26 protein-coding genes, 2 tRNA genes and 1 other RNA gene are annotated in these 26684 nt (G+C 66.2%); 14 read left to right on the top strand and 15 right to left on the bottom strand.

The annotated features are described in order from the left end of the window. Positions 1-102 precede the first annotated feature (102 nt). From epsC to msrA, 3 genes are all read right to left on the bottom strand, one after another. A complete protein-coding gene (gene epsC, locus LOC57_RS06735; protein WP_227911673.1) occupies positions 103-687 on the bottom strand; it encodes a serine O-acetyltransferase EpsC in 585 nt (194 codons plus the stop codon). A 50-nt stretch (positions 688-737) separates the two neighbouring features. Continuing rightward, positions 738-1673, bottom strand: a complete 936-nt coding sequence (gene cysK, locus LOC57_RS06740; protein ID WP_227911672.1) for a cysteine synthase A — start codon at positions 1671-1673, stop codon at positions 738-740. A gap of 83 nt (positions 1674-1756) precedes the next feature. Continuing rightward, complete coding sequence (gene msrA / locus LOC57_RS06745; protein WP_227926107.1) at positions 1757-2281, bottom strand: peptide-methionine (S)-S-oxide reductase MsrA; 525 nt, start codon at positions 2279-2281, stop codon at positions 1757-1759. Between the two features lie 143 nt (positions 2282-2424). On the opposite strand from msrA, the gene LOC57_RS06750 reads away from it, so the two are divergent. The 3 genes from LOC57_RS06750 to LOC57_RS06760 all read left to right on the top strand — a co-directional run bounded on the left by LOC57_RS06750 (position 2425) and on the right by LOC57_RS06760 (position 5149). Further along, positions 2425-3339 carry a Nif3-like dinuclear metal center hexameric protein gene (locus LOC57_RS06750; protein ID WP_227911670.1) on the top strand — a complete coding sequence of 305 codons (915 nt, stop codon included), beginning with the start codon at positions 2425-2427 and terminating at the stop codon, positions 3337-3339. 67 nt (positions 3340-3406) lie between these two features. Next, entirely contained in the window at positions 3407-4147 is a 741-nt protein-coding gene (locus tag LOC57_RS06755) for a zinc ribbon domain-containing protein (protein WP_227911669.1), read from the top strand. A gap of 3 nt (positions 4148-4150) precedes the next feature. Continuing rightward, positions 4151-5149 (top strand): reverse transcriptase-like protein, encoded by a 999-nt coding sequence (locus LOC57_RS06760; protein WP_331460640.1) that lies wholly within the window; start codon positions 4151-4153, stop codon positions 5147-5149. On the opposite strand, the gene LOC57_RS06765 is transcribed toward LOC57_RS06760, so the two are convergent. Further along, on the bottom strand, positions 5150-5917 hold the full coding sequence (locus LOC57_RS06765) for a YaaA family protein (protein ID WP_227911668.1): 768 nt from the start codon (positions 5915-5917) through the stop codon (positions 5150-5152). A gap of 70 nt (positions 5918-5987) precedes the next feature. Here LOC57_RS06765 and rnpB point away from each other — a divergent pair. The 3 genes from rnpB to LOC57_RS06780 all read left to right on the top strand — a co-directional run bounded on the left by rnpB (position 5988) and on the right by LOC57_RS06780 (position 9420). Beyond that, positions 5988-6389: RNase P RNA component class A (rnpB, locus tag LOC57_RS06770), an RNA gene on the top strand. Positions 6390-6532: 143 nt separating this feature from the next. Then, positions 6533-7840, top strand: coding sequence for an MFS transporter (locus LOC57_RS06775; protein ID WP_229958840.1), 1308 nt, complete (start codon positions 6533-6535; stop codon positions 7838-7840). 116 nt (positions 7841-7956) lie between these two features. Then, positions 7957-9420, top strand: a complete 1464-nt coding sequence (locus tag LOC57_RS06780) for a glyceraldehyde-3-phosphate dehydrogenase (protein WP_227911666.1) — start codon at positions 7957-7959, stop codon at positions 9418-9420. A gap of 65 nt (positions 9421-9485) precedes the next feature. Here the strand turns inward: LOC57_RS06780 and def are convergent, their stop codons facing one another. From def to orn, 4 genes are all read right to left on the bottom strand, one after another. Next, positions 9486-10058: a peptide deformylase gene (gene def / locus LOC57_RS06785; protein WP_227911665.1), complete on the bottom strand. Its 573-nt coding sequence runs from the start codon at positions 10056-10058 to the stop codon at positions 9486-9488. 52 nt (positions 10059-10110) lie between these two features. Then, positions 10111-11268, bottom strand: a complete 1158-nt coding sequence (locus LOC57_RS06790; protein ID WP_227911664.1) for an acyl-CoA dehydrogenase family protein — start codon at positions 11266-11268, stop codon at positions 10111-10113. 166 nt (positions 11269-11434) lie between these two features. Continuing rightward, positions 11435-11510 (bottom strand) — tRNA-His (locus tag LOC57_RS06795). Positions 11511-11650: 140 nt separating this feature from the next. Further along, entirely contained in the window at positions 11651-12253 is a 603-nt protein-coding gene (orn, locus tag LOC57_RS06800; RefSeq protein ID WP_227911663.1) for an oligoribonuclease, read from the bottom strand. Between the two features lie 1114 nt (positions 12254-13367). Here orn and mptB point away from each other — a divergent pair. Then, positions 13368-14906 carry a polyprenol phosphomannose-dependent alpha 1,6 mannosyltransferase MptB gene (mptB, locus tag LOC57_RS06805; protein ID WP_227911661.1) on the top strand — a complete coding sequence of 513 codons (1539 nt, stop codon included), beginning with the start codon at positions 13368-13370 and terminating at the stop codon, positions 14904-14906. On the opposite strand, the gene LOC57_RS06810 is transcribed toward mptB, so the two are convergent. Beyond that, entirely contained in the window at positions 14872-16134 is a 1263-nt protein-coding gene (locus LOC57_RS06810) for a glycosyltransferase 87 family protein (RefSeq protein ID WP_227911660.1), read from the bottom strand. The genes mptB and LOC57_RS06810 overlap by 35 nt on opposite strands. Before the next feature lie 118 nt (positions 16135-16252). Between LOC57_RS06810 and LOC57_RS06815 the strand changes: the two genes are divergently transcribed. Continuing rightward, positions 16253-16672 carry a DUF3224 domain-containing protein gene (locus tag LOC57_RS06815; protein ID WP_227911659.1) on the top strand — a complete coding sequence of 140 codons (420 nt, stop codon included), beginning with the start codon at positions 16253-16255 and terminating at the stop codon, positions 16670-16672. 14 nt (positions 16673-16686) lie between these two features. Here the strand turns inward: LOC57_RS06815 and LOC57_RS06820 are convergent, their stop codons facing one another. From LOC57_RS06820 to LOC57_RS06840, 5 genes are all read right to left on the bottom strand, one after another. Next, positions 16687-17454 carry a M50 family metallopeptidase gene (locus LOC57_RS06820; protein WP_229958842.1) on the bottom strand — a complete coding sequence of 256 codons (768 nt, stop codon included), beginning with the start codon at positions 17452-17454 and terminating at the stop codon, positions 16687-16689. Between the two features lie 26 nt (positions 17455-17480). After that, positions 17481-18263 carry an anti-sigma factor gene (locus LOC57_RS06825; RefSeq protein WP_229958844.1) on the bottom strand — a complete coding sequence of 261 codons (783 nt, stop codon included), beginning with the start codon at positions 18261-18263 and terminating at the stop codon, positions 17481-17483. Next, entirely contained in the window at positions 18244-18819 is a 576-nt protein-coding gene (locus LOC57_RS06830) for an RNA polymerase sigma factor (protein WP_229958846.1), read from the bottom strand. Before LOC57_RS06830 ends, LOC57_RS06825 begins: the two co-directional genes overlap by 20 nt. 68 nt (positions 18820-18887) lie before the next feature. Next, positions 18888-19541: a class F sortase gene (locus LOC57_RS06835; RefSeq protein ID WP_227911655.1), complete on the bottom strand. Its 654-nt coding sequence runs from the start codon at positions 19539-19541 to the stop codon at positions 18888-18890. A 91-nt stretch (positions 19542-19632) separates the two neighbouring features. Then, a complete protein-coding gene (locus LOC57_RS06840) occupies positions 19633-20454 on the bottom strand; it encodes a DUF4397 domain-containing protein (protein WP_227926116.1) in 822 nt (273 codons plus the stop codon). 194 nt (positions 20455-20648) lie between these two features. Here LOC57_RS06840 and LOC57_RS06845 point away from each other — a divergent pair. From LOC57_RS06845 to ettA, 5 genes are all read left to right on the top strand, one after another. Continuing rightward, positions 20649-20721: transfer RNA gene (locus tag LOC57_RS06845), tRNA-Arg, on the top strand. A 221-nt stretch (positions 20722-20942) separates the two neighbouring features. Beyond that, positions 20943-21992: an alpha/beta hydrolase gene (locus tag LOC57_RS06850; protein WP_229958848.1), complete on the top strand. Its 1050-nt coding sequence runs from the start codon at positions 20943-20945 to the stop codon at positions 21990-21992. A 139-nt stretch (positions 21993-22131) separates the two neighbouring features. Next, positions 22132-22758: a single-stranded DNA-binding protein gene (locus tag LOC57_RS06855; RefSeq protein ID WP_227911652.1), complete on the top strand. Its 627-nt coding sequence runs from the start codon at positions 22132-22134 to the stop codon at positions 22756-22758. Between the two features lie 59 nt (positions 22759-22817). Next, complete coding sequence (locus LOC57_RS06860) at positions 22818-23318, top strand: DUF6993 domain-containing protein (RefSeq protein ID WP_227911651.1); 501 nt, start codon at positions 22818-22820, stop codon at positions 23316-23318. Between the two features lie 88 nt (positions 23319-23406). Then, positions 23407-25089 carry an energy-dependent translational throttle protein EttA gene (gene ettA, locus LOC57_RS06865; RefSeq protein WP_227926119.1) on the top strand — a complete coding sequence of 561 codons (1683 nt, stop codon included), beginning with the start codon at positions 23407-23409 and terminating at the stop codon, positions 25087-25089. A gap of 69 nt (positions 25090-25158) precedes the next feature. Here ettA and LOC57_RS06870 read toward each other — a convergent pair whose 3' ends face one another. Continuing rightward, positions 25159-26046, bottom strand: a complete 888-nt coding sequence (locus LOC57_RS06870) for an acyl-CoA thioesterase (protein WP_227911649.1) — start codon at positions 26044-26046, stop codon at positions 25159-25161. A 157-nt stretch (positions 26047-26203) separates the two neighbouring features. Here LOC57_RS06870 and LOC57_RS06875 point away from each other — a divergent pair, with 157 nt between their 5' ends. After that, positions 26204-26683, top strand: coding sequence for an acyl-CoA thioesterase (locus LOC57_RS06875; protein WP_227911648.1), 480 nt, complete (start codon positions 26204-26206; stop codon positions 26681-26683). Position 26684 lies beyond the last annotated feature (1 nt).

Raw genomic sequence — 26684 nt, forward strand, 5'->3', positions numbered from 1 at the left:
CCCCCCAACTCGCAGCCTGACCCTTATAACCCCCCCCCGCCCCCCCGCCGGGCGGCGGCCCTTCTCTTTGTCCCGAACCTGACCTGTTCCGGAACTTACGGCTTAGATGTAGATGGCCGGATCCACGTATTCCGCCGGGTCCACGGCCGGCTGCGTCATTTTGGTGTCCCGGTGGCGCCACTTGGCCGGGATGCCGGTGATGATTGAATCCGCCGGCGCATCCTTGACCACAACGGCGTTGGCACCCACGGCACTGTTGGCTCCGATGGTCACCGGACCCAGGATCTTCGCACCTGCCCCAACGGTGACACCGTCGCCGATGGTCGGGTGCCGCTTGACCTTGGCCAGTGACCGGCCGCCCAGGGTGACCCCGTGGTAGAGCATCACATCATCTCCGATTTCGGCGGTCTCGCCGATCACCACTCCCATGCCGTGGTCAATGAAGAACCTGCGGCCCACGGTGGCACCGGGGTGGATCTCGATGCCGGTGGCAAACCGTGCCAGCTGCGACAGCACCCGTGCCGGGAAGCGAAGCCCGGGCCGGGCCCACATGCGGTGGGTCAGCCGGTGCATCCAGATGGCGTGCAGGCCGGAATATACAACGAGGTTTTCGAGCGAACCCCTGGCCGCCGGATCATGCGATGCGGCGGCGTCGAGGTCTTCGCGTAGTCGGGCTAACAGACTCACAGAGGGCTTTCTGCTCGGGGGTACCGCCCCGCCGGGGGCGGTACGCGGTACTAGCCGCGGATGTCGTCGTAGAGGACTGTGGAGATGTAACGCTCTCCGAAGTCGCAGACGGTGGCAACAATCAGCTTACCGGCGTTCTCTTCGCGCTTGGCGAGTTCCAGGGCGGCCCACACAATCGCACCGGAAGAAATACCGCCCAGAATGCCTTCCTGGGTGCCCAGAGCACGGGCAGTAGCAACGGAGTCCTCGATGGAGGCGTCGAACACCTCGTCGTAGACGGTGGTGTCGAGGATCTCAGGTACGAAGTTCGCGCCAATGCCCTGGATCTTGTGCGGTCCGGGGGAGCCGCCGTTGAGGATGGCGGAGTCCTTGGGCTCCACGGCCACGATCTGCACGCCCGGCTTGCGCTTCTTCAGGACCTGTCCGACGCCGGTGATGGTGCCGCCGGTGCCGATGCCGGCTACAAAGATGTCCACCTTGCCGTCGGTATCTTCCCAGATTTCCTCGGCCGTGGTGGCGCGGTGCATGGCGGGGTTGGCTTCATTGGCGAACTGCTGCGCCCAGATGGCGTTCTCGGTGGTGGCAACAATTTCCTTGGCCTTGTCCACCGCTCCGCGCATGCCTTCGGCACCGGGGGTCAGGACAATCTCGGCTCCGTAGGCGCGCAGCATGACGCGGCGCTCGGTCGACATGGTCTCGGGCATGGTCAGGATGACCCGGTAACCGCGGGCAGCGCCGACCATGGCCAGGGCAATGCCGGTGTTGCCGGAGGTGCCCTCCACAATGGTGCCGCCCGGCTTCAGGGCGCCGGCCTTCTCAGCGGCATCCACAATGGCCACGCCGATGCGGTCCTTGACACTGTTGGCGGGGTTGTAGAACTCAAGCTTCACAGCCACCTGGGCCGGGAGGCCGGCCGCGAGCCGATTCAGCCGGACCAGCGGAGTCCCGCCCACAAGCTGGGTCACATCGTCATATATACGAGCCATGTTTTCCTCAATTCCTCAAAATTCATCGAACAATGCCGGACGGACATTTGCCCGTTCCAGCCTATCGGCGCCGTTGGCCGCGCTTAATCCTGCAGCCACCCGGAGTAATACTTGCGTGCCTTGCCCAGCTTCGGGTTGATAATCACCTGGCAGTACCCGGTACCCGGGTGCTTGGCGTAGAAATCCTGGTGGAAGTCCTCCGCCGGGTAGAACCGCGGCAGCGGCACGATTTCCGTGACGATGGGGTCCTTCCAGTTCTCCTGTGCACGTTCCAGCGAAGCTTCGAATTCCTTGCGCTGGTCCTCGTCGCGGTAGAACATCGACGAGCGGTACTGGGTGCCGACGTCGTAGCCCTGGCGGTTCAAGGTGGTCGGATCGTGCTGGGAGAAGAACATGTCCAGAATGACCTCGCCGGGAATGACATCCTCGTCGAAGGTCACGGCCACCACTTCTGCATGGCCGGTGGTGCCGGAGCATACGCTGTCGTAGTCGGGGTCGGGCAGTGCGCCGCCGGTGTAGCCGGACACCACATCGGTGACACCGCGGACCTTGCGGTATAGGGCGTCGAGGCACCAGAAGCAGCCTCCGCCAAGTACGTACGTCTTCATGTCCTTAACAATGCGTCCGGGCCCGCTTTGATTCCCGCGGACCGCCGACGGGCGCTTTGCCGGCCCGGACGCACAGTGTTCCCTGCGTCACGGCAGGTGCGGCGGAATTGAGCGGGGCAGGGCATCGGGGTAGAACTAAACGTATGGAAGCGGAGCACCCCCACGAGCGCGCCGGCGCAGATACTGCCGGCCACCAGGCACCCGAAGCCGATGTTCCCACGCTGGGGGACGTCCTGCTGGCGGCCGAAGAACTATGGCCCGAATCGCTGGCAGAGAACTGGGATGCCCCGGGATTGGTGGCAGGCCGGGCCGATAGGGAGGTCCGCAAGGTCCTGTTTGCGGTGGATCCCACCCGGGAGGTCATTGACGAGGCCCTGGAATGGGGGGCCGACCTGCTGCTCACCCATCACCCGCTGCTGCTGAAGCCGGTGAATTCCGTGGCCGCCTCCAGCTTCAAGGGTGAGGCTGTGCACCGGCTGATCGAGGGCGGCTGCGCCCTGCTGACCGTGCATACCAACGGTGACAGCGCGGTGGGCGGTGTGTCCGATGTGCTTGCAGACGCCTTTGGGCTCCGAAACGTTTCTCCGCTGGTCCCGGCTGCCGAGGGGCTGCCCGAAGAGGGGATAGGCCGCGTCGGTGAACTGCCCGAGGTGCTCAGCCTCGCTGACTTCGCCAAGCTGGTGTTCGGCCTCCTGCCTGCCGTTGCAGGCGGGGTCCGTGTGGCAGGGGACGCCGACGGCCTGGTCCGCCGGGTAGCCGTGTGCGGCGGCGCCGGGGACAGCCTGTTCGACGCCGTGCGCTCCGAGCGTGCCGACGTGTACGTCACGGCCGACCTCCGACACCACCCGGCGTCGGAACTGCGCGAGCGTGCCCTAGGCGGCAACGGCCGGCCTTACCTTATAGACGTCTCGCATTTCGGCAGTGAGTGGCTGTGGCTTACCCCCGCCGCCGCGGCGCTGGAGAACGTCCTGAATGACCAGGGCTTCACTGCTGAGGTGCGGGTCAGCGGCGTGAACACCGATCCGTGGGACTTTGTACTGACACCCGGGCTGAAGTGATGCCGCGCGGTGGCATAGGCTTAGGAGAGCCGGGCCAGGCAGGTCCGGATATACACGGAGGTTTTCGGTGGCAAAAGCATCGCCCGCGGAGCAGCTGAGGCTGCTGGATCTGCAGGCCCTGGACAGCAGGCTCAAGGCCCTGCGCAACCAGGTCCGCAACGTTAGCAACAATCCCGAGATCGCTTCCCTGGCCGATTCCGTTGCTGCCGCCGAAAAGGCACGCGTGTCCGCCGGCACCGAGGTGGCCGACATTGAACGCGAGCTCACGCGCGCCGAAGCCGACGTCGCATCCGTAGTGGCCCGGATGACCCGCGACCAGCAGCACCTGGACAGCGGTAAGGGCGGTTCCAAGGAACTGACGGCCCTGCAGGCCGAAATCGTCTCGCTTGAGCGGCGCCGCTCCGACCTTGAAGACGTGGAGCTGGACGTGATGGAACGGCTCGAAGCCGCCCGCACGCGGCAGGGCGAGGCCGGAACCGCGCTGGAGGAACTGCACGCCAAGCGCCGTGAGCTCGAGGAAAAGCGCGACGCCGAACTCGCCGTGATCGAGGCGGACAGCGCCGACGCACAAGCACGCCGCGAAGAACTGGCCGACACCTTCGAGCCGGCCCTGCTTGCCGTTTATGAAAAGACCCTGTCCAAGCACGGCATCGGCGCGGCCCGGCTGTTCCACGGCACCTCCGAGGGGTCGGGCATGCAGCTCAGCCCGGGCGACCTCGCGGACATCCGCAAGGCAGCCGCGGATGACATCGTGTTCTGCCCCGACTCCGGGTGCATCCTGGTCCGCTCGGACGAGTGGAGCAGCTGAGCAGTGACACTGTTTGACCCGGAGCCCGACTCCGGCGCGCAGTCCACGGCTGCCCGCACCCCGGCCGGCGGCCAGCGCCGCACCCTGATTGTGGAAGCCGACGGCGGCTCCCGGGGCAACCCCGGGATTGCCGGTTACGGCGCGCTCGTACGGGACCCGGACACCGGCCGCATCCTCGCCGAGAAAGCCGAATACGTGGGCCGGGTGTCCAACAACGTGGCCGAGTATTCCGGCCTCATAGCGGCGTTGGAGCTGGCCCACGGGATTGATCCCGACTGCTGGATCCTGGCCAAGATGGACTCCAAGCTCGTTGTGGAGCAGATGAGCGGCCGCTGGAAGATCAAGCACGCCGACATGCAGAAGCTGGCGGCGAAAGCCCGCTCCATAGTGAACCCGCAACGGGTGAAGTACCAGTGGATTCCGCGTGAGTTGAACAAGGACGCGGACCGGCTCTCCAATGAGGCCATGGATGCCGGTACTGCCGGCGTGCCGTGGAAACCGCGGGCAGACTCGGTTATGGCGGCCGGTCAGGCACCGGCAGCCGCCCCGGACACGGCAGCCGCCCAGGAATCTGTAGCCGCCCAGGAACCTGCCCCGGCGCCGGCCCCCACGGGACGGCTGCATCACGCGGAGGTTTGGGTCAACGACTTCCCGGCCGCCGAAAAGTCGCTGGGCTGGCTGCTGGAGCGGCTCGGCTACGTCCGCAAGGACACCTGGGACACCGGAGCCAGCTGGCAGGGAGCGGACGGCTACATAGTGCTGGAGTCTGGTCCCGACGTCGAGCGCGGCCCGTACTCCCGGCGCCGTCCGGGCCTGAACCACCTCGCGTTCGCCGCAGGCACCGAGGCCGACGTCGAGCTGCTGGCCCGCCGCGCTGCGAGCCACGGGTGGAGCATGCTTTTCGCTGACCGGCATCCGCACGCCGGCGGGCCGGACCACTATGCCGCCTACCTCGAAAACGATGAGGGCTTCGAAGTCGAACTGGTCGCTGCGCGGCAGTAGTTACTGCTCGGGCAGGATGATGTTGAGCTGATAGGGCTTCCGGCCTGCCGGAGCCACCAGCTCGGCCTCCCACTTCTCAGCGGCGGCCGCCAGCAGCTCCTGCGGCGTGGCCGGCTCGGCCCCCTGACGCACCAGCAGGTGCCGGGCCAGCTCGCCGCGGGTGTGCTTGGCGAAATGCGAGACCACTTTGCGTTTGCCGTCCCGGATCTGGAACACGTTCACCGCAGCGGTGCGCTGCGGATCCGGCGCCCAGGCCGCGGCGTAGGTACTGGACCGGCAGTCCACCACCAGTGAAGTCCCGGCGTATTCGTCCAGGGGCCCGGTCAGATGCTGTTTCCAGAACGCGGCCAGGCGGCCCGTTTCCGGCAGCCGGACGGACATGGACAGCCGGTAGGCCGGAATGGGATCGGCGAAGCCCAGGGCGCCCCACAGAGCCGACATCACCAGCACTGCGTCATCTGCCCGGCGCTGCGATGCTGCCGGCAGCGAGGCATAGCCCAGGGCGTCGTACAGAACACCGGTGTACACCCGGTGCGCGGGCGCGCACGGCTGCTCCGCCAGCACGGTATTGCGCTGCACTTCCGCGGCCAAGGTGGCACCGACTCCCAGCACTTCCAGCGCCGCATCGGACCGGCTGGTTTCGGCCAGTGCTTTCAGGACCAGTCCGCGCGGTTCGGACAGCAGAGGAAAGTGGAGGCGGGACAGGTCCAGGGCCGGACCGGCCGGCGCCGGAGTTTTGCCTTCGGAGGGCGGGAGCAGAATCAGCACCGGTTAATCCTACGCGAGCCGGGCGGCGGGTCCGGGGCGGGTCCGCGGGGACGGTAGAGTTGACCGTGGACGGGTTGGCCAGGCAATCGCGTCGGTGCGGCTGCCTTCGGGACGCCGCTGCCGCCGAGGAAAGTCCGGGCTCCGCAGGGCAGGGTGGTGGGTAACGCCCACTCGGGGAAACCCGCAGGCCAGTGCCACAGAAAACAAACCGCCCGCAGACCGGTTTTGCCGGTCCGCAGGTAAGGGTGAAAAGGCGGTGTAAGAGACCACCAGCGTCCCGGGTGACCGGGACGGCTAGGTAAACCCCACCCGGAGCAAGGCCATACAGGACACGTTTGAGGGCTGCCCGCCCGATGTGTCCGGGTAGGCCGCTTGAGGCCGCCGGCAACGGCGGCCCTAGATGGATGATTGCTCCGTCCGGCCCGGTAACGGACCGGACGCACAAAACCCGGCTTATCGGCCAACCCGTCCACCCCCGCCCGCATTTCCCCGGGCCGCCCAGGAAACCGCTTAAGTGCTCAACAATGGCGCACCTTTTGCCGGGGTTTCCTGCAATTGGATTCGGTTTGGGCCGCAACGGGTTGGATTAATCGGGCGCTGGGCTATTCTGTGGCAATGTCCCAAACCGAGGCAGCCCGGAAACCTTTGGTTATCCGCAACGCCAATTTCCGGAGGTTGTGGATTTCTTCGACTGCCGGAATTTTCGGCGGTGCCGTAACCAGCGTTGCCCTGCCCGTTATTGCGGTGACTGAACTGGACGCGTCGAATTTCACCGTAGCGGTCCTTGCGGGCATGACTTTCCTGCCCTGGCTGCTCTTCGGTTTGCCCATAGGAGTGCTGGTGGACCGGTACCGGCGCCGGCCCGTGATTGTGGCCTCCCTCGCTGTCAGGACACTGCTCCTGGCCAGCCTGCCCGTGGCCTGGTGGCTGGACCTGCTGACCGTGGTCCAGCTTTTCGCCGTTTCCTTCGGCGCCGGGCTTGCCGCTGTGTTTTTCACCCTCGCTGAGCAGGCACTGGTTCCCAGTGCCGTGGACCGGGAAGAACTGGTCGAGGGCAATGGACTGATGACCGGTTCGGGTGCCTTCGGCGACGCCGGCGGGCGGGCCCTGGGCGGCTGGGTCACCGGCGCGTGGGGCGCTTCCAATGCCCTCCTGCTGCAGGTTGCGGCCTCCCTGGGCTCACTGGCTGCCATCCTGCGCCTGGACATCCGTGAACCCCGGCCCGACCGGCCGAAGGACCGGCGGGTGCTCCGGGACATGGGGGAGGGCGTGCGTTATGTCTTCAGTACGCTGCCGCTGCGCATGCTCCTTGTGACGGGGGCGCTGTGGAACCTGGGCGGAAACATCGTGGTCTCGCTGCTGGTCCTCCTGGTGATCCGGTCCCTGGGGGAGACGCCGGGCATGCTGGGCCTGCTGACTGCGGCCACGGCGGTGGGCGGCACCCTGGGCGGACTGTCCGTCAAACGGATAGCCTCACGCGTCGGCTCGGGCCGGGTGTGGCGGTATTCCATGTTCCCGGCCGTGGCCGGTTACGCCAGCCTGCTGCTGATTTCACCTGGATGGGGAATGACTGCCGGCTTCATCGGCCTCTTTGTGGCGGGGTTCGCCATTTCCCTGAACATCGTTGTGTCCACCACGTTCCGGCAGCGGGTATGCCCGCCGCAGATGCTCGGACGGCTTGGGTCCGCCCAGCGGATGATCACTTGGGGAATGCTGGCTTTGGCGGCGTTCGCCGCCGGCATCCTCGTGGAGCTGGTAGGCATCCGGGGTGCCATATTGACCGGCATCCTGGTGGCCGCCCTCGCGCCGCTCGCCGCGGCACTGGGGCCGCTGCGCCGGGTCCGGGACCTCGAGGACCTGGAACCGGAGGGCAAAGCGGGGAAACCGGCCGGCCAGGAAGCGTCCCGGCTCCGCCCCTCCTGAGTGTGACGAACGTCTCCGGGAGGCGTCCGGCCGGTGCGATGTGTCCTAATACACTTAGAGGCATTACTGCCAACCGGCACAACGCAGTGCCGGCTGAGAAAAGGATGTGAAGATCTGTGAGTTCCAACTCCGATACGTGCCTTGACACTTGGATGGACCGGGAAGCCCTCGCCGAGGCCATGATCCCGCTGATCGGACGGCTCTACCGGGAAAACAGCGTAGTGACCTCGGTGTACGGACGTCCGCTGGTGAACAAATCGGTGATCGAGATCCTGAAGGCGCACCGGTTTGCGCGCCAGATCGACGAAGCGGAGCTGCCCGTCTCGGAAACCTATCCGCTGCTCAAAGCCCTGACCGAGCTGGAACTCGGAGCCGCTTCCGTTGACCTCGCGCGGATGGGCAACAAGTACAAGGAGAAGGGCGGGGACCTGCACGAGTTCCTGCGGGCCGAACTGGCCGACGTCGCCGGCAAGCGGGGTGCCGATGAACGCACCAGCACCGACGTCGTCCTATACGGCTTTGGCCGCATCGGGCGCCTGCTCGCCCGCATCCTGGTGGAAAAGGCCGGCGGCGGGCAGGGCCTTCGCCTGCGTGCCATCGTGGTGCGGAAAGGCTCCGACAACGACCTCATCAAGCGTGCCAGCCTGCTGCGCCGCGATTCCGTGCACGGGGCCTTCAACGGCACCATCACCGTGGATGAGGACAACAACACCATCCTGGCCAACGGCACTCTCATCCAGGTGATCTACTCCAACGATCCCTCAGCCGTGGATTACACCTCCTACGGCATCAATGATGCCGTGGTGGTGGACAACACCGGACGCTGGCGGGACGAAGAAGGACTCTCGCAGCATCTGGCCGCCAAGGGCGTGTCCCGCGTCCTGCTGACCGCGCCGGGCAAGGGAAACCTGAAGAACATTGTGCACGGCATCAACCACGGCGCCATTACGGACGAAGACCGGATTATCACTGCCGCCTCCTGCACCACCAATGCGATTACCCCGGTGCTGAAGGTCCTCAATGACAAGTACGGAATTGTAAACGGGCACGTGGAAACGGTGCACTCGTTCACTAATGACCAGAACCTGATCGACAACTTCCACAACGGGGACCGGCGCGGCCGCTCCGCTGCGCTGAACATGGTCATCACCGAAACCGGGGCCGCCAAGGCCGTGGCCAAGGCGCTGCCCGAACTGGCCGGCAAGCTCAGCGGCAACGCCATCCGGGTGCCCACCCCCGATGTGTCCATGGCCATCCTGAACCTGAACCTCGAAACGGCCACGGACAAGGAAGAGGTCAACGCCTACCTGCGGGAGACGTCGCTGAACTCGCCGCTGCACAAGCAGATCGACTACATCGATTCCCCCGAGGTGGTCTCCAGCGACTTCGTCGGTTCCAAGCGGGCCGGGATCGTGGACGGCCTGGCCACCATTTCCAACGGCACAAACCTGGTGCTGTACGTCTGGTATGACAACGAGTTCGGCTACAGCTGCCAGGTGGTCCGGGTGCTGGAGGAGATGGCGCACGTGAATCCGCCGGCATTTCCCTTGGCACAGTCCCTGGCCTCGATCGCCGGCTAGGACCGACCGCTGACGCAGGAGGGCCCGCAGGATATCCTGCGGGCCCTCCTGCGTTGCTGTCCGCCCTAGTGGCCGAACGGGTCCGGATCCACGCCCGGCATCCAGCTGTGGCCGGGGACGGTCCAGCCCTGGGCCTTGATGACCTTTCGGGCCTTGCGGCTCCAGCGGTCGTTGAGCCGGTCCACGTAGAGCTTGCCGTCCAGATGGTCATACTCGTGCTGGATCACACGGGCAAACCAGTCCGTCGCCTCGAACTCGACCGGGGTACCGTTTTCGTCGAAACCGGATACCTTGACCCATTCCGCCCGGTTCACCGGGAAGTTCTCACCGGGAACGGAGAGGCAGCCCTCGGAGGTTTCGTCCGGGTCCGGCGCCGCGCCGGGAACCTTGGAAGTGATCAGCACCGGATTGATGAGCACGCCGCGGTCGGGAGCGTCGTCGTCGTTCTCATAGGCGAACGTGAACAGGCGCAGGCCCACGCCCACCTGCGGGGCGGCCAGGCCCACGCCGTTGGCGACATCCATGGTCTCGTACATGTCCGCGACGAGGGTGCGCAGTTCGTCGTTGAACTCCTCCACCGGCAACGCCCGGCGGTGCAGTACGGGTTCGCCGTGGATAACGATGGGACGTACGGTCATTGCTGTCTTTCTTTCGTCTGGATGGGGGAGGGCCGCCGGGGCCGCGGCGGTGCTAGCGGACGATGCCGCGTCCGATGACTTCCCGCATGATTTCGCTGGTGCCGCCGAAGATGGTCAGCAGGCGGGCAGCCAGGAACGCCTGGGCCACCGGGTATTCGAGGATGTAGCCGTAGCCGCCGTGCAGCTGCAGGCACCGGTCCGTAATGGACTTGGCCCGCTCACTGGCCCAGAGCTTGGCCTTGGCGGCAGAAACGGCATCCAGCTTGCCTTCGTTGAAGGCGGTGACGGCGGAATCCACGTACGCTTCGGTGGCTTCGACTTCGGTTTCGATGTCGGCGAGGGCAAACCGGCTGTTCTGGAAGTCGGCGATCCGCTCCCCGAAGGCGTTGCGCTCCTTGGTGTACTCCACCGTGGCTTCGAAAATCCGGCGCGCAACTGCGGAGGAGGCAACGGCAATGGCCAGCCTGCCCTGCGGCAGCTGCCCTTCGGCGTATTCCAGGCCGCGGCCGACCTCGCCCACGAGGTTCACCGACGGGACGAACACATCATCGAAGAACAGCTCGGCGGTGTCCGAGGCCTTCAGGCCCATTTTGTCCAGCTGCCGGCCGGTGCTGTACCCCTCGGTTTTCTCCACCATGAACATGCTGAAGGAGTCCCGCTGCCCGCGGCCCGTCCCGCCGTCAGTGCGGGCCAGGACCAGGGAGGCGTCTCCGCTGATGCCGTTGCCGATGAACGTCTTCTGGCCGCTGATGCGCCAGCCGCCGTCGTCGGTGCGTACAGCCTTGGTGCGGATGCCGCGCAGGTCGCTGCCCGCGCCGGGTTCGGTCCAGGCGACGGAGGTGACCTTGTCCCCGGAGACCATGCCCGGCAGCCAGCGTTCCTTCAGTTCATCGGAGCCGTAGGCGAGCAGGTGGGGGAGGACCATGTCGTCATGCAGGTGGAAGGCCAGGCCGACGGCGAGATGGTTGGCACGGGCGAATTCCTCGTCCATCACCGCGCGGAAGCGGTAATCCGGCATGCCCGCCCCGCCGAACTCCTCGGGGACAGCCAGGCCAAGCAGGCCCTGCTCGCCGGCAGCCTTCCACAGCCGGCGCGGCATCATGTGCGCGGCGTCCCAGTCCGCATACCCGGGGGCGACTTCGCGGGCGTCGAATTCCCGGACGACTTCCCGGAACAGCTCATGGTCCTCTTCGAACAGTCTGCGCTCCAAGGCGGCGCCTCCTCATTGATAAGCCACGCGTAGGCGTAGGGGTTGTTGCCGGGCCGTGCCCGCAGCGGCAGTGATCGCCCCTGAGGCTAACAGTCAAACACACACAGGAAAGGCCGCCCCGGAATCATCCGAGGCGGCCTTTCGAAGCTGTAACCGCCAGCCTCATTGGGGTGAGTAACGGGGGTTGAACCCGCGACCTCCTGGACCACAACCAGGCGCTCTGCCAACTGAGCTATACCCACCATGTGCCTCAAACGTTCATCCGCGAAGTCCAGGCGAGTGGTCTTGCGGACTCATTTATCTGAGGCAGCGGAATCAAGCTTACACGGTTTTTTGAGTGCTTCTGACACAACCGGCACCGGAGGCCGGTTTTGTGACGGAGCTAACTTCCGATTCCCGCGGCGATCTTCTTGGCCGTGGCGGAATCCGGCCCCGGAGCGGGCACGAAAACTGCCTCGCGGTAGTAGCGCAGCTCATTGATGGAATCGCGGATATCCCCCAGCGCCCGGTGGCCGCCGTTCTTGGCAGGGGCCTGGAAATAGGCGCGCGGGTACCAGCGCCGCGCCAGTTCCTTGATGGTGGAGACGTCGATGATCCGGTAATGGAGGTAATTGATGACCTCGGGCATGTCGCGGGCGAGGAACATCTTGTCCGTGCCTACGGAATTGCCGGCCAGCTGCGCCTTTTTGGGTTCCGGAACCCACTTGGTGATGTATTCGATAACCGCGGCCTCGGCCTCAGCCATCGAAATGCCGTTCGGGAGCTCGTCCAGGAGCTTGGAAGTGGTGTGCATCTGGCGCACGAAGTCGCCCATCTGGGACAAAGCGGCGTCGTCCGGCTTGATCACCACGTCTACGCCGTCGCCGAGGATGTTCAGCTCGGAGTCAGTGACCAGGACGGCCACCTCAATGAGGGCATCGGATTCAATGTCCAGACCGGTCATTTCGCAGTCGATCCAGACCATACGTTCATTAGTTATTGGCACGAATCCAATGTACCGCGTCCGCCGCCCGGCAGGCGGGAAACCGGAGGAGCCGGCGGGCGGCTACAGGCTGGAGTGGCTCCGCTGGCGGCGGTCCGGCAGCTCTGCGTCCGCCGTCACGAGGGGAGCGGGCGTTCGCGCAAGGTAGGGCTGCAGCGGGATCTGGCCCGTTTCCGGGGGGCCGAAGGTGCGCGTCCACCGGCTGGGTTCAGCCGGCATCTCATGAACAACCGGCATGGCGGCTGCACGCCGCCCGTGCGGGGCAGGACGGTCCATCCGCGCCGGCTGCGGGGCGGGGCGCAGTGCGGGGGAGGGCTGTATTGCGGAGGGCTGCAGTGCAGGGGAGGGCCGCAGTGCCGGGCGGGTTGGTGCGGCAGTGGCAGCGGTGCTGCGGGAAGCGGGTGTGGCGGCGCCCGTGGCGGGGGTGGGAACGGGTGCCTGAACGGAAACCGCGGGCGGCGCAGGGATGGAATCCGTTGCGGGAGCCGGTGCAGGAGCCAGAGCAGGTATCGAAGAAGCGGTAACAGCGGCCGGGGAAGCCGGCGCGGGGGAGAAGCACCATGCGACTCCAAAGGCGAAGAGGAGCAGCGATGACGTCACCGCAACCGCGGACGGGGGTACCTCCACCCACACCATGGCGGCTGCTCCTATCAGTGTGAGGAACAACCCCCAGCCCAGCAGTTCCGGGCTGCGGCGCTGCTGCGTGTGGTTTCGGCCTGCCCGGCTGTGTTCTTTGCCTGCTTTGCCCGGGTGGCCCGGGTGCCCGGCCGGGGCATCCCGGGTTGCGGCACGTGCGGGAACGGTCCCCGACGGATGCGCGGGTTTAGTTACAGCTTTCCTTACAGGTTCTGCCCGGTGGCGCCCCACAGCCTTTACCGCCTTGCCTTTTACTTGCATCAAAAATCACATCTGGAGCTTCAGTCTAAGCGACGCTGTGTCCGGGCCCGGGATTGACTTCGCCGCGTCGCGCGCGCCGGGTTTGCCCGGGCCGCGATGCTAATATCAGCCTATTGACGGTGCCCGGGCTCTATGCTGCCCTGCTTTAGGGTGAGGCGCCGCCCTGTCCGCCGCCAGGCCCGCAGGAATCGTGTTCACCCCAGAGATTGGAACCACGTAGATGACCGCGCAGGTCCCCGCGACCGAGCCTTCGTCTCCGGGCCCGGAGATAGCTAAAGCCGACCGTCCCAACATAGCGATCATTCAGGGGTTCATCGGCTCCCTCATGATGCTCGCTGGATCCTTCGGGGTGGGCTGGCTTTCACTGGCATCTGCCAGCCTGCGAAGCAACCCGGTGATCATTTGGATGCGTTTCGACGAGCCCTTCGGTGCCATCGTCGCCGTGCTGCTCCTGTCCACGGGCGGCATGCTGCTGGTGCGCTCCTGGCTCCGGCTGGGCCAGCGGATGAAAGGCTGGGGCCCGGAGTCCCGGCCGGTCATCCTGAAGGCGGTCATTGCCTGGGCGGCGCCCCTGTGCTTCACGCTGCCGCTGTTCAGCCGCGATGTGTTCGCCTACATCGCCCAGGGCCTGGTGATGGTCAGCGGTTTGAACCCGTACAAGGACGGCTACTCGCAGATCTCCAACTACCTGCAGATCGGCGCCGACGATCTGTGGGCACAGAGCCCCACCCCGTACGGTCCGGTGTTCCTCTGGCTGGAGCAGCTGGTGGTTCTGGTAACGAACGGCCAGACCGAGTTCTCCATCCTGCTGTTCCGGCTGATCGCCGTCATCGGTGTGGCAATGTGCGTGTATTTCGTGCCGAAGCTGGCTGAACTGCACGGGATCAATCCCAACCGCGCGCTGTGGCTCACGGCAGCGAACCCGCTGTTCCTGACCAACTTCATCGCCAGCATCCACAATGACGCCCTGATGATCGGGTTGGCGCTGGCCGGGCTCTACCTTGCCGCCACCAAGCGTCCCGTAGCCGGCATCCTGCTGGTCACACTGTCGATCGGCATCAAGCCGATCACCATCATCTTCCTTCCGTTCATCGGCCTGCTGTGGGCCGGCAAGAACGCATCCTGGCGGCGCAGGTTCACCTACTGGTTCATCACGGCCGCCATGTCACTGGGGCTGCTGTGGATCATGGGCCTGATCAATGGTTTCGGGTTCGGCTGGGTGGGTGCCCTGAGCACCCCGGGCAGTGTATGGATCTGGTACGCGCCGGTCGGTTTCGCCGGCATGCTGGTTGCCACCCTCGGCAACGCGCTGGGACTGCCCGGCTGGACCATGGCCGATGTTGTCCACACCATCGGACGGCTGGCATCCGTGGGAATTGTGCTGTGGCAGATGTTCGTGGGTGAGTACAGCCGGCTGATCCGCCGGCTGACCCTGGCCTTCGCCGCCATCGTAATGCTCGCGCCCATGATCCAGTCCTGGTACGTGGTCTGGCTCATCCCGCTCTTCGCCGTGACCGGTATCCGCGATGACTGGCAGGCCAAGACCCTGTACCTGTTCGTGTCCTTCTTTATGGTCTACGCGATCAGCGACCAGCTCGATATCTGGCCCTACTTCGAGTTCAGCCTCAGCGCGGCCCGGCAGATTGCCGCCGTGACGGCACTGGGCTTCGCGCTGTACCTGATCTTCCTGGACCCCAAGACCAAGGTCCTGTTCCGCAAGAAGCTTACGGCGCCTGCTCCGGGAGAACTGCGGCACTGACCCGGTTCCCGCCGGCGCGGGTCAGGGTGATGACCCGCGCCAGCGCCCAGCCGAACAGCACCAGCAGCAGGACGTTGCGGGCGGTCAGCAGCAGCGCCACGGCGATGTTCAGGTCGTTGTACAGGGCTGCGTAGAACATCGGATAAACCAGTGTGGTCAGGGCGGCGATGGCCAGCATCAGGATCCCGGGCACTTTCCAGTCCCTGCCCTCCCATGCCAGCCCCACCGCCGTGACGGCACCGAGCCACAGCATGAACTGCGGTGATCCAACCTTGTTGAAGACAATAAATGCGGCCACCAGGGCCAGCGAGCCGGAGATCAGCAGGGAGCGCGGATCGGCGCCGCGGCGAAGCGCCCAAATCAGCAGTCCGACGACGGCGAGGGCGGCCAGTGCGAGCAGCGGCGTCATCAGCGCGGCCACCGGCTCGCCGAGGGCACCGCGGACCTCGCGGGTATTGATGATCTTGTCCTCGTAAATATGGGCATCCGATGAACCCAGGATCGCCTGCCACAGCCCCGGCGTCGTGAACGGCGCCTCCATCTGCATCCCGCGGGCCCCCTGTTCGCCGAAGAAACTCAGCAGGTGCCGCAGGCCGCCGCCTAGGGCGACGGTGACGGCAACGGCAGCGGAGACGGCGGCACCGGTGGCGAGCAGCGTGAGCCGCTTCTTCCAGGCGACCAGCACCGCGAGGATAACGGCAGCCGGCCAAACCTTGATCCAGGTGGCCACGGACAGCAGCGCCGAGGCAAGCACCGGTCGGGTGGCCAGGAAGAGCAGGCCCATGATCACCAGGGGAGCGGTCAGCCCATCCACGCGCCCCACCGCCACGGGCCCCAGCAGGGCAGTGGCCGCGAGCCACCAGTACGCGGCAGCGGTGCCGCCGGCTCCGGCCCGGCGGGCCAGGACGGCGACCGCGCCGGCGTTCAGCGCCGTGAACAGCAGGAACCAGACGAACTGGTACGCGCCGAACCCGAACAGCGCCGCAAGCACCATGGGGGCCAGCGCGAGGACGGGATACACCCATGCAGTGTCAAAGACCAGCCAATGGCCATGGCTCAGGCCGTCAAACGCCCACTGCCGGTAGAAGTTCACATCGCTCAGCGCCCCGCCGTCGAGAATCAAGGGAGCCAGGGCGGCGAGGAAGCCCAGATGGACCACGGCAAACGCCGTCCAGAGGGCCGACGGGCTCAGTAACCGCCGCTGAAAGGTTGCCGGAATCCGGGACATGCGAGGGTGGTGCTCCTTAGCTCAAACCGTTGCCGTGCCGCACGCGGGCACAGCGATAAGGCTACCGGCGTCCGGCGCCCGGCATGCAATCCGGCGCCGGACACGGGATACTGGAACCATGACCGACCTAACTGAAGAAGTGATCGTGGCGGATTTTGATGTTTCGGAGTGGGAACCCACCCCCTATCAGGTGGAGGGAACCAACAGTGAACTGTCCACCGTCCGGGCGGTGAAGATCTTCGAGGGAGACATCACCGGCACCAGCGTCGCGGACCTCATCATGGCCGGCAACACGGTAGGGGCGGGTTATGTCGGGTCCGAGGTGTTTGCCGGCACCGTCGCCGGCCGGACGGGAACCATGGTCATCCAGCACTGGGGCCTCGCCGAAGGTACGGCCACGGCCAGTTCCGGCCATATCATCCCCGGCTCCGGCACCGACGGGCTTGCCGGTATCTCCGGGAAGGCAATTTACACTCAGGAGGAGGACGGCCAGCACCGGCTCGAATTGCGGGTAACCTTCCCGGAAATCCAAGCGTAGTACGGGCCGGGCACTTACCGCCCCGGCACCGGAAGGACCGTCAGCGCGGCGTACAGTGCTGCGGCCGCGGCAGCGGCGATCACCAGCGCGAAGCCGGCCAGCCACACGGCAGCGGGTATGCCGGTGCGCCGGGCGAGGATAAAGGCGTCCGAGCTTTCCAGGTTTCGCCGGCGGGTATGGACCCGGACCACGTTCAGCCAGTCCCGCACGGCACCCACCAGCAGGGCAACACCGGTGCACACGGCCGCATAACCAGCCGTCACCGGCGAGGAGAACCACACCAGCAGTACGGAGACCAAGGCGCTGCCAAAGGCGATGGCGAAGCCCTGGACATTGCGGATAAACAGCAGCGCCGCCAGCAGCACCAGTGCACTGGCGGACAGCGCGGTCCCCGCCCAGCCGTACAGCGCCGCCAGAATGAGCCCGGCGCCCACCACCGCGGGCACGGGGTAACCCCAAAACCCCGCCCAGGCAGCAGGGAACCCGCCGCGGCCCAGCGAACGCATGTCTCCGGAATGGTCAAAACGCAGCCGGATGCCCTTCACCACCTGCCCGGTCATCAGGGCCGCGAAGGCGTGTCCGAGTTCGTGGACAAAGGTCACGAACAGACCAAACCAGCGCCAGGTGCTCCGCGGGATGCTGAGCAGGGCGGCTGCGGCAACAACAAGCAGCAGCACCGCCGGAGCCGGGTCGAGGGCCGGCCCGCGGCTGAAACCCTCCAGTACCCTGGACCACCACTCGGAGGTAATCCCCGGAAGGGAGCCGGGCACGGCGTCAGCCACGTGCGCCGCCGGCCCGTGCGGCCGGGTCAGGGTTCCAGCACGCCGCGCAGGATTGAATCCCCGGAGTGCGTGGGGTTGCCGTCGAACGGTTCATCGGAGATATCAACAATGGGGTACTCATTGAGGTCAAGGTTAGCCGGAATGGTGAACCTGCCCTCCGTCCCCTCCATGGTGCCCAGGCTGACCATCCGTTCAATATCGGGGGCTATCAGCCACACTTCACGGAAACCCTGCGCGTCCGCACCGCTGGCCGTCACCACCAGTTCCCGTCCGCCGTCGGCCCGCTGGTCCACCTCTGCGCGGCCACTGTCCTGATAGGCCGGCAGCGGTGCCAGGTCAACGGCAGCAATTACCTCGGTGCGGTCGGCCAGGATCCGGGAAATACCCCAGGTGCCGGCGGCAGCGAGGACTACGGCTGCCGCTGCGGCGGCCAGGATCTGCGGCAGGCGGCGCCGGTTGCGGCGGCTACGGGCTGCGTCCAGGGAAACGGGGGAAGCCTGCGGTTCCGCCGCGGGTGCGGACTGTTCCCGGGCAGGGCCGGATCCCGCCGCGCCTGAGGCAGGGGGCGTATCGAAGGGGTCCCGGCGTACGGCGTCGCCGAGGCCCAGCGAGGAATGGATGCCCTCCCAGACCGAGGCCTGCGGATGCGGCAGGGCGCCGGCAGCAGGGGCACGTCCTGCCGTCACAACGCGGCCCAGTGCTTCCACTTCGGCCGTGCACTGGGTGCACTGTTGGAGATGCGCGGTTTCTTCGGCCGTGCCCTCGCCCAAGGCGTTCAGGGCCAGCGCTTCAGATGACAGATGCTGCATCGCTGACCTCCAATCGCTGGCGTAGTTGGACAAGGCTTCTTCGGATATGGCTCTTGACGGTACCCAAGGGTAGTTTCAGTTTTTCCGATATCTGCTGGTGTGTCAGGTCCTCGTGGAAAGCGAGCCGGAGGATGGATCCCTGTGGTTCCCCGAGCCGGGCCAGCTCGGCATCGAGAACCACCCGGTCAGCAACGCCGTCGGGGTCCGGCCCGGCCGGTTCGGTCCGCTGCCCGTGGGGCAGGACCGGTTCGTCCACCAGGGTTTCGGAGCTTCGCTGCCTGGCCGTGGCCATTCCGGCCGCGACGTTTCGTCCTATGCCGACAAGCCAGGCCGCGAGCGTCGAGCGTTCCGGCGAATAACTTTCCCGGTATTTCCAGGCCCGGATGAATACTTCCTGTACCGCGTCGTCGGCAGCGCCCTGGTCAAAAAGCTTCCGCAGCGCCAGCGCACGGATCAGGGGCGAAAAGCGGCGGTAGGCATCCGCCAGCGCCGTTTCGTCGCCCGCAGCGAAGGCGTGGTCCATCGCGGCGTCGGGCTCCGTGGCGCCGGTGGGCATCAGTGCCGTTCTCCTGCCGTACTCGTGCGGGACCGGACCAGGTACGGGCCGGCTCTCTTGGGTTGCCACTATGGTACGGGCACCGCAGTGAGTACAACGTTATCTTCATAGTCTCCGACCGAGTCGAGCCACTTGCCGCCGCAGGTTACCAGCTCGAGCCGGGGTGCGCCGCCGCGGTCGAACAGATCGAACTGGTCCAGGGAAGCCTTGGGGATGTTCTTCACCTCTTGGGTGGTGTATCTCAGGACGGAGCCGTCGCTGCGGGTCACGGTAAGCGGCGTGCCTGCGGGCACCTCGTCCAGGCCGGCAATGGGAAGCTGTTCGGTACGCGAGTCCACATGGGCTGCCAGGACGGCGGCGCCGCGCGAAGATCCGGGTGCCGGTCCGAAGCGGTACCAGCCGGCCTGGTAATGGTTGTTGGGCAGGGTCATGGCCCCGTTGGGTTCCTGGCCCACGGGAATGACTTCCAGTTCGATGCCGGTACCGTCCACGCTGATGCCGACGGGATCCGGAATCTCCTCAGCCGGGGTGGGGGTGGCCTGGCGAATCGGTACCGGCTCTGCCGCGGCGGAAGGGGCTGGCGACGACGCCCCCGGCGCGGCGGTTACTGATGCGTCCGGTCCGGCCGACGGCGGCTGGCTGCCTCCGCAGGCAGCAGTGCCGGCAACAGCTGCCGAGAGGAATACTGCCGCGGCGAGCCGGCGGAGGGGAGCTGAGGGCATGGATGGTTCCTCCGGGAAGGGTGAACCCGGTGCTGCAGCGCGGAAAGGGGCGGGAGAGCGCTGCAGCACCGGGGGGTTGGGGTGGTCCGTACTACTTGCTGCCGGCTGCGGTGCGGCGGCGAAGCAGGACGGCGCCCAGGGCGAGAAGGGCGGCACCGCCGGCAGCGGCGGCAGCGACCGTGCCCTGCTGGTCCTGGCCTGCCTGCTCCAGTGCACCCGGGACTGCGTGCGGAGCCGAGGCCATCCCGTCGATGGTCTGGGTAGCCAGGGCCAGGTTTCCGGCCTCCAGCGATCCCCAGGCGTAGACGATGGTGTTGGTGCCCTCACCCAGCGCGAGGTCTGCCGGACCGATAACCGGATCGGTAGTTCCGGCGGCGGCAACGGAGGCGGAGATTGTTCCGGGGTCGACGGTGAGGACCTTTTCATTGGGATTGGTCAGGCCCTGGATCACAGGGGAACCGTTGGCCAGGACATCCACTGCGGGGGCGGCAGCCACATGGCGGACCGTGAGCCGGGACTTGCCGGCTTCCACCATGGACGTGTCGTTGGTGAAGAGGTTGGCCGTGGGTTTGCCCGAGGCGTCCAGATTTGCCGTGGCCGTGTAGTTTCCGCCGGCCGCGAGGTCCGCGGAGATCGGGCCGATGATGGGCGCGGAGGCATCCGGCGCATCCGCGGCGGTGATGGCAAGCTGGTAGTTGCCGCCAGGCAGGTCCAGCGGCCCGGCCATCTGGCCTGGCATGAAGTTATCCAGGGTGAGCGTTCCGTTGACGTACACGTCAACGGTAGTGTCCGGCACAGCGTGCAGGACGGAGAGCTTAGCCGTGTCGGTATCGGCGGCGGAGGCCGGTACGGCCGAGAACGCTGTTGCGGCGCCTACGCCGAGGGCCGCGATAGCGGTTGCGGTCTTACGCATGGTCTGTGCTCCTTTTAGTTGCCGCACCCACCGGTACGGGTTTTTGACTTACACCCCTACTACTTCCGGGGCAGGCGGAATGGATGCACGGAATTCGAATTCTTTTTTTGGCGTGGCTTCCGCACGGGGGCGGGGCTGCGGCGGGAAGGCCCAGGGGCAGGGCGGGGCAGGGTCCGTAGTATCATCGTGTGGTTGCCCCCGTAGCTCAATGGATAGAGCAACGGCCTTCTAATCCGTAGGTTGCGCGTTCGAGTCGCGCCGGGGGCACTTTTTTGTGTCCGCTCCCTTACGCCATGCCCGGCACGCGCTGCGCGTGCCGGGCATGGCAGCGTAGGCTCAGGCCGGTCAGGACAGGCACGCTCAAAGGAGCTGCAGTGCCAGCCGGTTACCTCCTCACCGTTTTGCTGCTCGGGCTCAGCACATATTGCGCACTGTGGCCGCCGGGAAAGGGGAGGTCCCGGCTCTCGACCGGCGCGTACATCGTCGGAATGACCTTCAGCGAAGCTCCGGTTTTCCCGCTTCTGCTGGGTGCAGCCGCGACGGTGCTGGCGGTGGTGGAGGGGGACACGTCCACACCTGCCGGCGCGGCGGGCGCTGCCGGCATGGTCCTGGTCGCGGCGGGGCTCCTGCTGACGGGATGGCGTGCGGTCCGCAGCAGCACCGCTCCCGTGCAGGCCTTGAACGAAGGCCTTTCGGCCGGCGGGCACCGTTACTCCACGGGGCCTGAGCATGCTCCCTTCGGGCTGCGGGATGTCTTGGCCGGGATCTTCCTGCCCTTCCGGCGCCGCCTGCACGGTGTCAGGCACATCCGCAACCTGCAGTACGGACCTGCGGGGAAGTACAACACCCTTGACCTTTACCTGCCCCGGGGCGGGCCGCAGGCAGGACCGGTCTTTGTACACTTTCACGGCGGGCGGTTCGTCTCCGGGGCGAAGGACCGGGAAGCCCTGTATCTGCTGTATTTGCTGGCCTCCCGAGGTTGGAGCTGTATCAGCGCCAACTACCGGCTCGCACCCGGGGCGCAGTTCCCGGACTATGCGGTGGATGCCAAACGTGTCATTGCATGGGTGCGCACCCAGGGCGCCCAACACGGTGTGGGCACCGGACCGCCGGTTGTGGCGGGGAGTTCCGCCGGTGGCTTCCTGGCGGTATTTGCAGCTCTGACCGCCAACCGTCCGGAGCTGCAGCCCGGTTTCGAGGAAACCGACACGTCCGTAGCGGCGGCAGTATGCCTGTACGGCTATTACGGCCGGGTGGCTGGGGAGGACCCCGGCAGCACACCGGCAGCGTACGCCCGGCCGGACGCACCCCCGTTTTTTATCCTCCACGGATGCAAGGACAACGTAGTGCCCATTGGCCACGCCAGGGGCTTCGCGGACATGCTGCGGGGAGTGTCCCGCCGTCCCGTGGTCTGGTGCCCGCTTCCCGGGGCCCAGCACTCCTTTGATTACTTCGCTTCGGTTCGTTCCCGCGCGGCGGCAGCGGCTATCAGCGACTTTGCCTGCTGGGCCCTGGCACAGAATGAACCGCCGGTTTGACGCAGGGACAGCCTTTCCTCCACAGGATCCCCGGGAGGTCCTGCATCCGTCCGGCGTCCACACGTGCCCGTCTGGAGGCGGACCGGGACGGTGCAGCGGAGAAGACTGGCCGGACCCAACGACCCGAAGGCAGGACACTATGAGTGACACCATTACGCTCCGCGGCTATGTAGCCACCGAACTGCGCCAGAACACCACCGACAACGGACTGGCCGTAGCCAGCTTCCGGATGTGCACCACGGAGCGGCGTTATGACCGGGACGCGGGCAGCTGGCTGGACGGCCAGACCAACTGGTACGCCGTAAGCCTCTTCCGCCAGCTCGCCACCAACGCGGCGTTCAGCATCCACAAGGGAGACCGCGTGGTGGTCACGGGGCGGCTCCGGCTCCGACAGTGGGCAACGGAGGACGGGCGCAGCGGTACCAGCGCCGACATTGATGCAGACACCGTGGGCCACGACCTGATGTGGGGAACAGCCAGCTTCCGGCGCACGGTCTCCGGAACAAGCGACCGCGCCGACGCAGGGTCCCGCCCTGACGGCTATCCGGTTGGAAGCCCCGATGCGGCAGCCAATCCGTTCGGGCAGGACACGGACCTCACCGATTCGTTTGGCCGGTTGGCGGATCCGCTGACCGGTGAACTTCCCGATGCAGACCAGGATGCGGATTCCCTCCAGCCCGGCGGAAGGGACGAATCACCGGGCCGAGGAGATGCTGACGCAGACGCGGACCAGCCGGAACGGGACCGTGCCGCCGCTCCGTTCTAGCGCGTTGACGTTCAGCGGGTTCGGTGGCCACTTCCTGTGCTGCATGACACAATCGCCCGGTGACACATGACCCGAGCCGAACGCCCTCCCTGGTGCCCACGGCACCCGGCACCTTCCTCCGGGTACCGGCCGTGCTCCTGTTAACCATGGCGCTCGCCGTCGGGGCAGTAGGCTGCGGGGCCGCTGCGGGGGAGTCCGGCCAGCCGGTACCGTCCGGGGCCGGCACCCAAAATGCCGGCGCCCAAACTGAGGATCCAGCGGCCCGGCAGGCCGGGGACAGCCCGGAAGCACTGGCGCTGAAGGCCCGGTTGGAAGAGTTGGCCGGGGCGGAACCTTCACCTGACCGGAGCGGCATCATGCAGGCTTTCGTGGCCGCCGGTTTTGCCGAGCCGAGCGTGGAGGTGTCCGCGGACCGAACGCCCACCGGCCTGGACGTCGATGCCATCCAGGGGGCAGCGGTCGAGGGCGGTGAATGTATCTTCGGCGAAGTCCGGGACGGCAAGGTCACGGTCAGCGTCCTGCCGGTCCTCGCCGGCGGACGCTGTTTCGTGGGGAACTGACCGATACGGATGCGTCGGGGCGGCCCGGTTGTCGTGCCGGATCCGGATAAATGGAATATATCGGCGCTGACACATTAGCCTTGTAGATATGGCGGAATTTATCTACACGATGACCAAGGCCCGCAAGGCCGTTGGCGACAAAGTAATCCTCGACGACGTAAGCATGTCCTTCTACCCCGGTGCCAAGATCGGCGTGGTGGGTCCCAACGGTGCGGGTAAGTCCACCATCCTGAAAATCATGGCCGGATTGGACACCCCCTCCAACGGTGAAGCCCGGCTCAGCGCCGGCTACACGGTGGGCATCCTGCTGCAGGAGCCGCCGCTGAACGAAGAAAAGACCGTCCTGGGCAACGTCCAGGAAGGCGTAGGCGAGATCTACGGCAAGATCCAGCGCTTCAACGAGATCTCTGAAGAGATGTCACAGCCCGACGCGGACTTCGACTCCCTGCTGGAGGAAATGGGCAAGCTGCAGGAAGCCATCGACGCCGCCGATGCGTGGGACATCGATTCCCAGCTCGAACAGGCCATGGACGCGCTGCGCTGCCCGCCGCCGGACGCCGACGTCACCCTCCTCTCCGGAGGTGAGCGCCGACGCGTGGCGCTGTGCAAGCTGCTGCTGCAGAAGCCGGACCTGCTGCTCCTCGATGAGCCCACCAACCACTTGGACGCCGAGAGCGTGCTGTGGCTCGAACAGCACCTCTCCTCCTACCACGGCGCCGTACTGGCCGTGACCCACGACCGGTACTTCCTGGACCACGTGGCCGAGTGGATCGCCGAAGTCGACCGCGGCCACCTGTACCCGTACGAAGGCAACTACTCCACGTACCTCGAAAAGAAGCGCGCGCGCCTGGAAGTCCAGGGCAAAAAGGACCAGAAGCTCGCCAAGCGCCTCACGGACGAACTGGACTGGGTGCGGTCCAATGCCAAGGGCCGCCAGACCAAGTCGAAGGCCCGCCTGGCACGCTACGAAGAGATGGCAGCCGAAGCGGACCGCACCCGGAAGCTGGACTTCGAAGAAATCCAGATCCCGCCGGGCCCGCGCCTGGGTTCACTGGTGCTGGAGGCCAAGGGCCTGCAGAAGGGCTTCGGCGACCGGCAGCTGATCGACGGGTTGTCCTTCTCCCTGCCCCGCAACGGCATTGTGGGCGTTATCGGCCCGAACGGCGTGGGTAAGTCCACCCTGTTCAAGACCATCGTTGGGCTCGAAGAGCTCGACGGCGGCGAGCTGAAGATCGGTGACTCGGTAAAGATTTCCTACGTGGACCAGTCCCGCGGCGGCATCGACCCGGAGAAGAGCCTCTGGGAGGTCGTCTCCGAAGGGCACGACTGGATCCAGGTGGGGCAGGTGGAGATGCCGTCCCGTGCCTATGTGTCCGCCTTCGGTTTCAAGGGTCCGGACCAGCAGAAGAAGGCCGGGGTGCTTTCCGGCGGTGAGCGTAACCGGCTGAACCTGGCCATGACCCTGAAGCAGGGCGGAAATCTGCTCCTGCTCGATGAGCCCACCAACGACCTGGACGTGGAAACCCTCTCCAGCCTCGAGAACGCGCTGCTGGAATTCCCCGGCTGCGCCGTGGTGGTCTCGCACGACCGCTGGTTCCTGGACCGGGTGGCCACCCACATCCTGGCCTTCGAGGGCACCGAGGAGGATCCCGCGAACTGGTACTGGTTTGAGGGCAACTTCGAGTCCTACGAGCAGAACAAGATTGAACGCCTCGGCCCCGACGCGGCCAAGCCGCACCGGGTGACACACCGCCGCCTGACCCGCGACTAGGTCTGCCGGCAGGACAATAAAAGAGCTCCGCTTCCCGGACGGGAAGCGGAGCTCTTTTTTGCGGCGGTGTTACAGCTGCGGCACCCGCACCATTCCTTCCTGCGCCACGGTGGCTACGAGCTCGCCGCTGCGGTTGAAGATCCGCCCGGTGGAAAGGCCGCGGGCGGCGGACGCGCTGGGGGACTCCTGCACGTACAGGAGCCAGTCATCCACGCGCAGCGGACGGTGCCACCACATGGCATGGTCGAGGCTCGCGATGCTCATGCCGGGCGTGGTCCAGGACAGGCCGTGGCCGCGCAGCACCGGTTCAAGAAGGGTGTAGTCGCTGGCATAGGCCAGGGCCGCGCGGTGCAGGTTCTCGCCGTCGGGCATCGGCTTGAAGGTCTTCATCCACACCGCGTTGTGCGGGGTCTTCTCCCGGCCGGCCCGAACATACACCGGGTCCATGACGTGGCGGATGTCCATGGGCCGGCGGTGCGACCATGCATCGGCCACCGGGTGGTCGAAGCCCTTCAGCAGTTCGGCGGTGGTGGGGAGGTCCTCCGGTTCCGGAATGCCCGCCGGCATTTCCTCCTGGTGGTCAATGCCCGAGTCGGGAATCTGGAAGGAGGCGATCATGGACAGGATCGGCTTGCCGTTCTGGTAGGCGTGGCTGCGCCGGGCGGAGAAGGACCTGCCGTCGCGCAGCCGCTCCACGCCGAAGGTGATGGGAACTTCGGTGTCTCCCGGCCGGAGGAAGTAGCCGTGCATGGAATGCATCACGCGGTCCTCGGGAACGGTCCGGGCCGCGGCGATGAGCGACTGGCCCAGGACCTGGCCTCCGAACACCCGCTTGCGCGGTTCGTTCTGGGAACCTCCGACGAAGATGTCCTCGTACGTCTTCGCACCGCCGGCGGAGCTCAGGTTCAGCAGTTCCAACAGGGAAGCGGTGGGATCGAAGGGTTCATCAATGGACATGCGGGACTGTCTCCTAGCAGAAAGGGGCGGCACCGCCCCAGGCGGGGCCGCAGAATACTCTTACGTTAAAAATACCGGGCGGTAACCCGGTTTCCCGCCGCGGGGCGGCTGCCGCGGCGTTTTAGGGCAAAGCTCACTGTCTGGGAGGATGGAAGGCATGCATCGTTTCCCCGTCCACCTGCGTTTCGGCGACCAGGATCCCAACGGCCACATCAACAACGTCCGGTTCGTCCAGTTCCTGGAGGAAGCACGGGTCCGGCTGGGGATGCTGCCGCTGGCTGCGCACGCCGGCGGTCCGGGATCCTTCAGGGATCTGACCGGTGACCGGACAGCCGCCCTGGTGGCCCGGCAGGAGATCGAGTACCGGGCCCCGCTCCTGCACAGGACCGAGCCGGTCTGGGTGGACATCTGGGTCACCCGCGTTGGCTCCTCGAGCCTGTCCTACGGTTTCTGCGTGGCAGACGAGGACCGCGGCACGGTTTATGCCTACGCGGAAGCGGCCATGGTGCAGGTGGACGCGGCTTCCGGCCGGCCCACCCCGCTGACGGACGGCCAGCGGCTGGTGCTGCAGCACTGGCTGGGTGAACCGGTGCCGTTCCGGGCAGCCGCGGCAGCTGCCGCCGGAAAGGTCAACTGAC

The sequence above is a fragment of the Arthrobacter sp. zg-Y750 genome (assembly GCF_020907365.1).
GTDB lineage: Bacteria > Actinomycetota > Actinomycetes > Actinomycetales > Micrococcaceae > Arthrobacter_B.

Coding starts and splice junctions, on each gene's coding strand:
- LOC57_RS06750 (WP_227911670.1), top strand. CDS start 2,425: ATGGAAGCGGAGCACCCCCACGAGCGCGCCGGCGCAGATACTGCCGGC.
- LOC57_RS06830 (WP_229958846.1), bottom strand. CDS start 18,819: ATGCCCACCGGCGCCACGGAGCCCGACGCCGCGATGGACCACGCCTTC.
- ettA (WP_227926119.1), top strand. CDS start 23,407: ATGGCGGAATTTATCTACACGATGACCAAGGCCCGCAAGGCCGTTGGC.
- mptB (WP_227911661.1), top strand. CDS start 13,368: ATGACCGCGCAGGTCCCCGCGACCGAGCCTTCGTCTCCGGGCCCGGAG.
- cysK (WP_227911672.1), bottom strand. CDS start 1,673: ATGGCTCGTATATATGACGATGTGACCCAGCTTGTGGGCGGGACTCCG.
- LOC57_RS06815 (WP_227911659.1), top strand. CDS start 16,253: ATGACCGACCTAACTGAAGAAGTGATCGTGGCGGATTTTGATGTTTCG.
- LOC57_RS06840 (WP_227926116.1), bottom strand. CDS start 20,454: ATGCGTAAGACCGCAACCGCTATCGCGGCCCTCGGCGTAGGCGCCGCA.
- msrA (WP_227926107.1), bottom strand. CDS start 2,281: ATGAAGACGTACGTACTTGGCGGAGGCTGCTTCTGGTGCCTCGACGCC.
- LOC57_RS06775 (WP_229958840.1), top strand. CDS start 6,533: ATGTCCCAAACCGAGGCAGCCCGGAAACCTTTGGTTATCCGCAACGCC.
- LOC57_RS06870 (WP_227911649.1), bottom strand. CDS start 26,046: ATGTCCATTGATGAACCCTTCGATCCCACCGCTTCCCTGTTGGAACTG.
- LOC57_RS06835 (WP_227911655.1), bottom strand. CDS start 19,541: ATGCCCTCAGCTCCCCTCCGCCGGCTCGCCGCGGCAGTATTCCTCTCG.
- LOC57_RS06855 (WP_227911652.1), top strand. CDS start 22,132: ATGAGTGACACCATTACGCTCCGCGGCTATGTAGCCACCGAACTGCGC.
- LOC57_RS06875 (WP_227911648.1), top strand. CDS start 26,204: ATGCATCGTTTCCCCGTCCACCTGCGTTTCGGCGACCAGGATCCCAAC.
- LOC57_RS06810 (WP_227911660.1), bottom strand. CDS start 16,134: ATGTCCCGGATTCCGGCAACCTTTCAGCGGCGGTTACTGAGCCCGTCG.
- LOC57_RS06825 (WP_229958844.1), bottom strand. CDS start 18,263: ATGCAGCATCTGTCATCTGAAGCGCTGGCCCTGAACGCCTTGGGCGAG.
- LOC57_RS06850 (WP_229958848.1), top strand. CDS start 20,943: ATGACCTTCAGCGAAGCTCCGGTTTTCCCGCTTCTGCTGGGTGCAGCC.
- def (WP_227911665.1), bottom strand. CDS start 10,058: ATGACCGTACGTCCCATCGTTATCCACGGCGAACCCGTACTGCACCGC.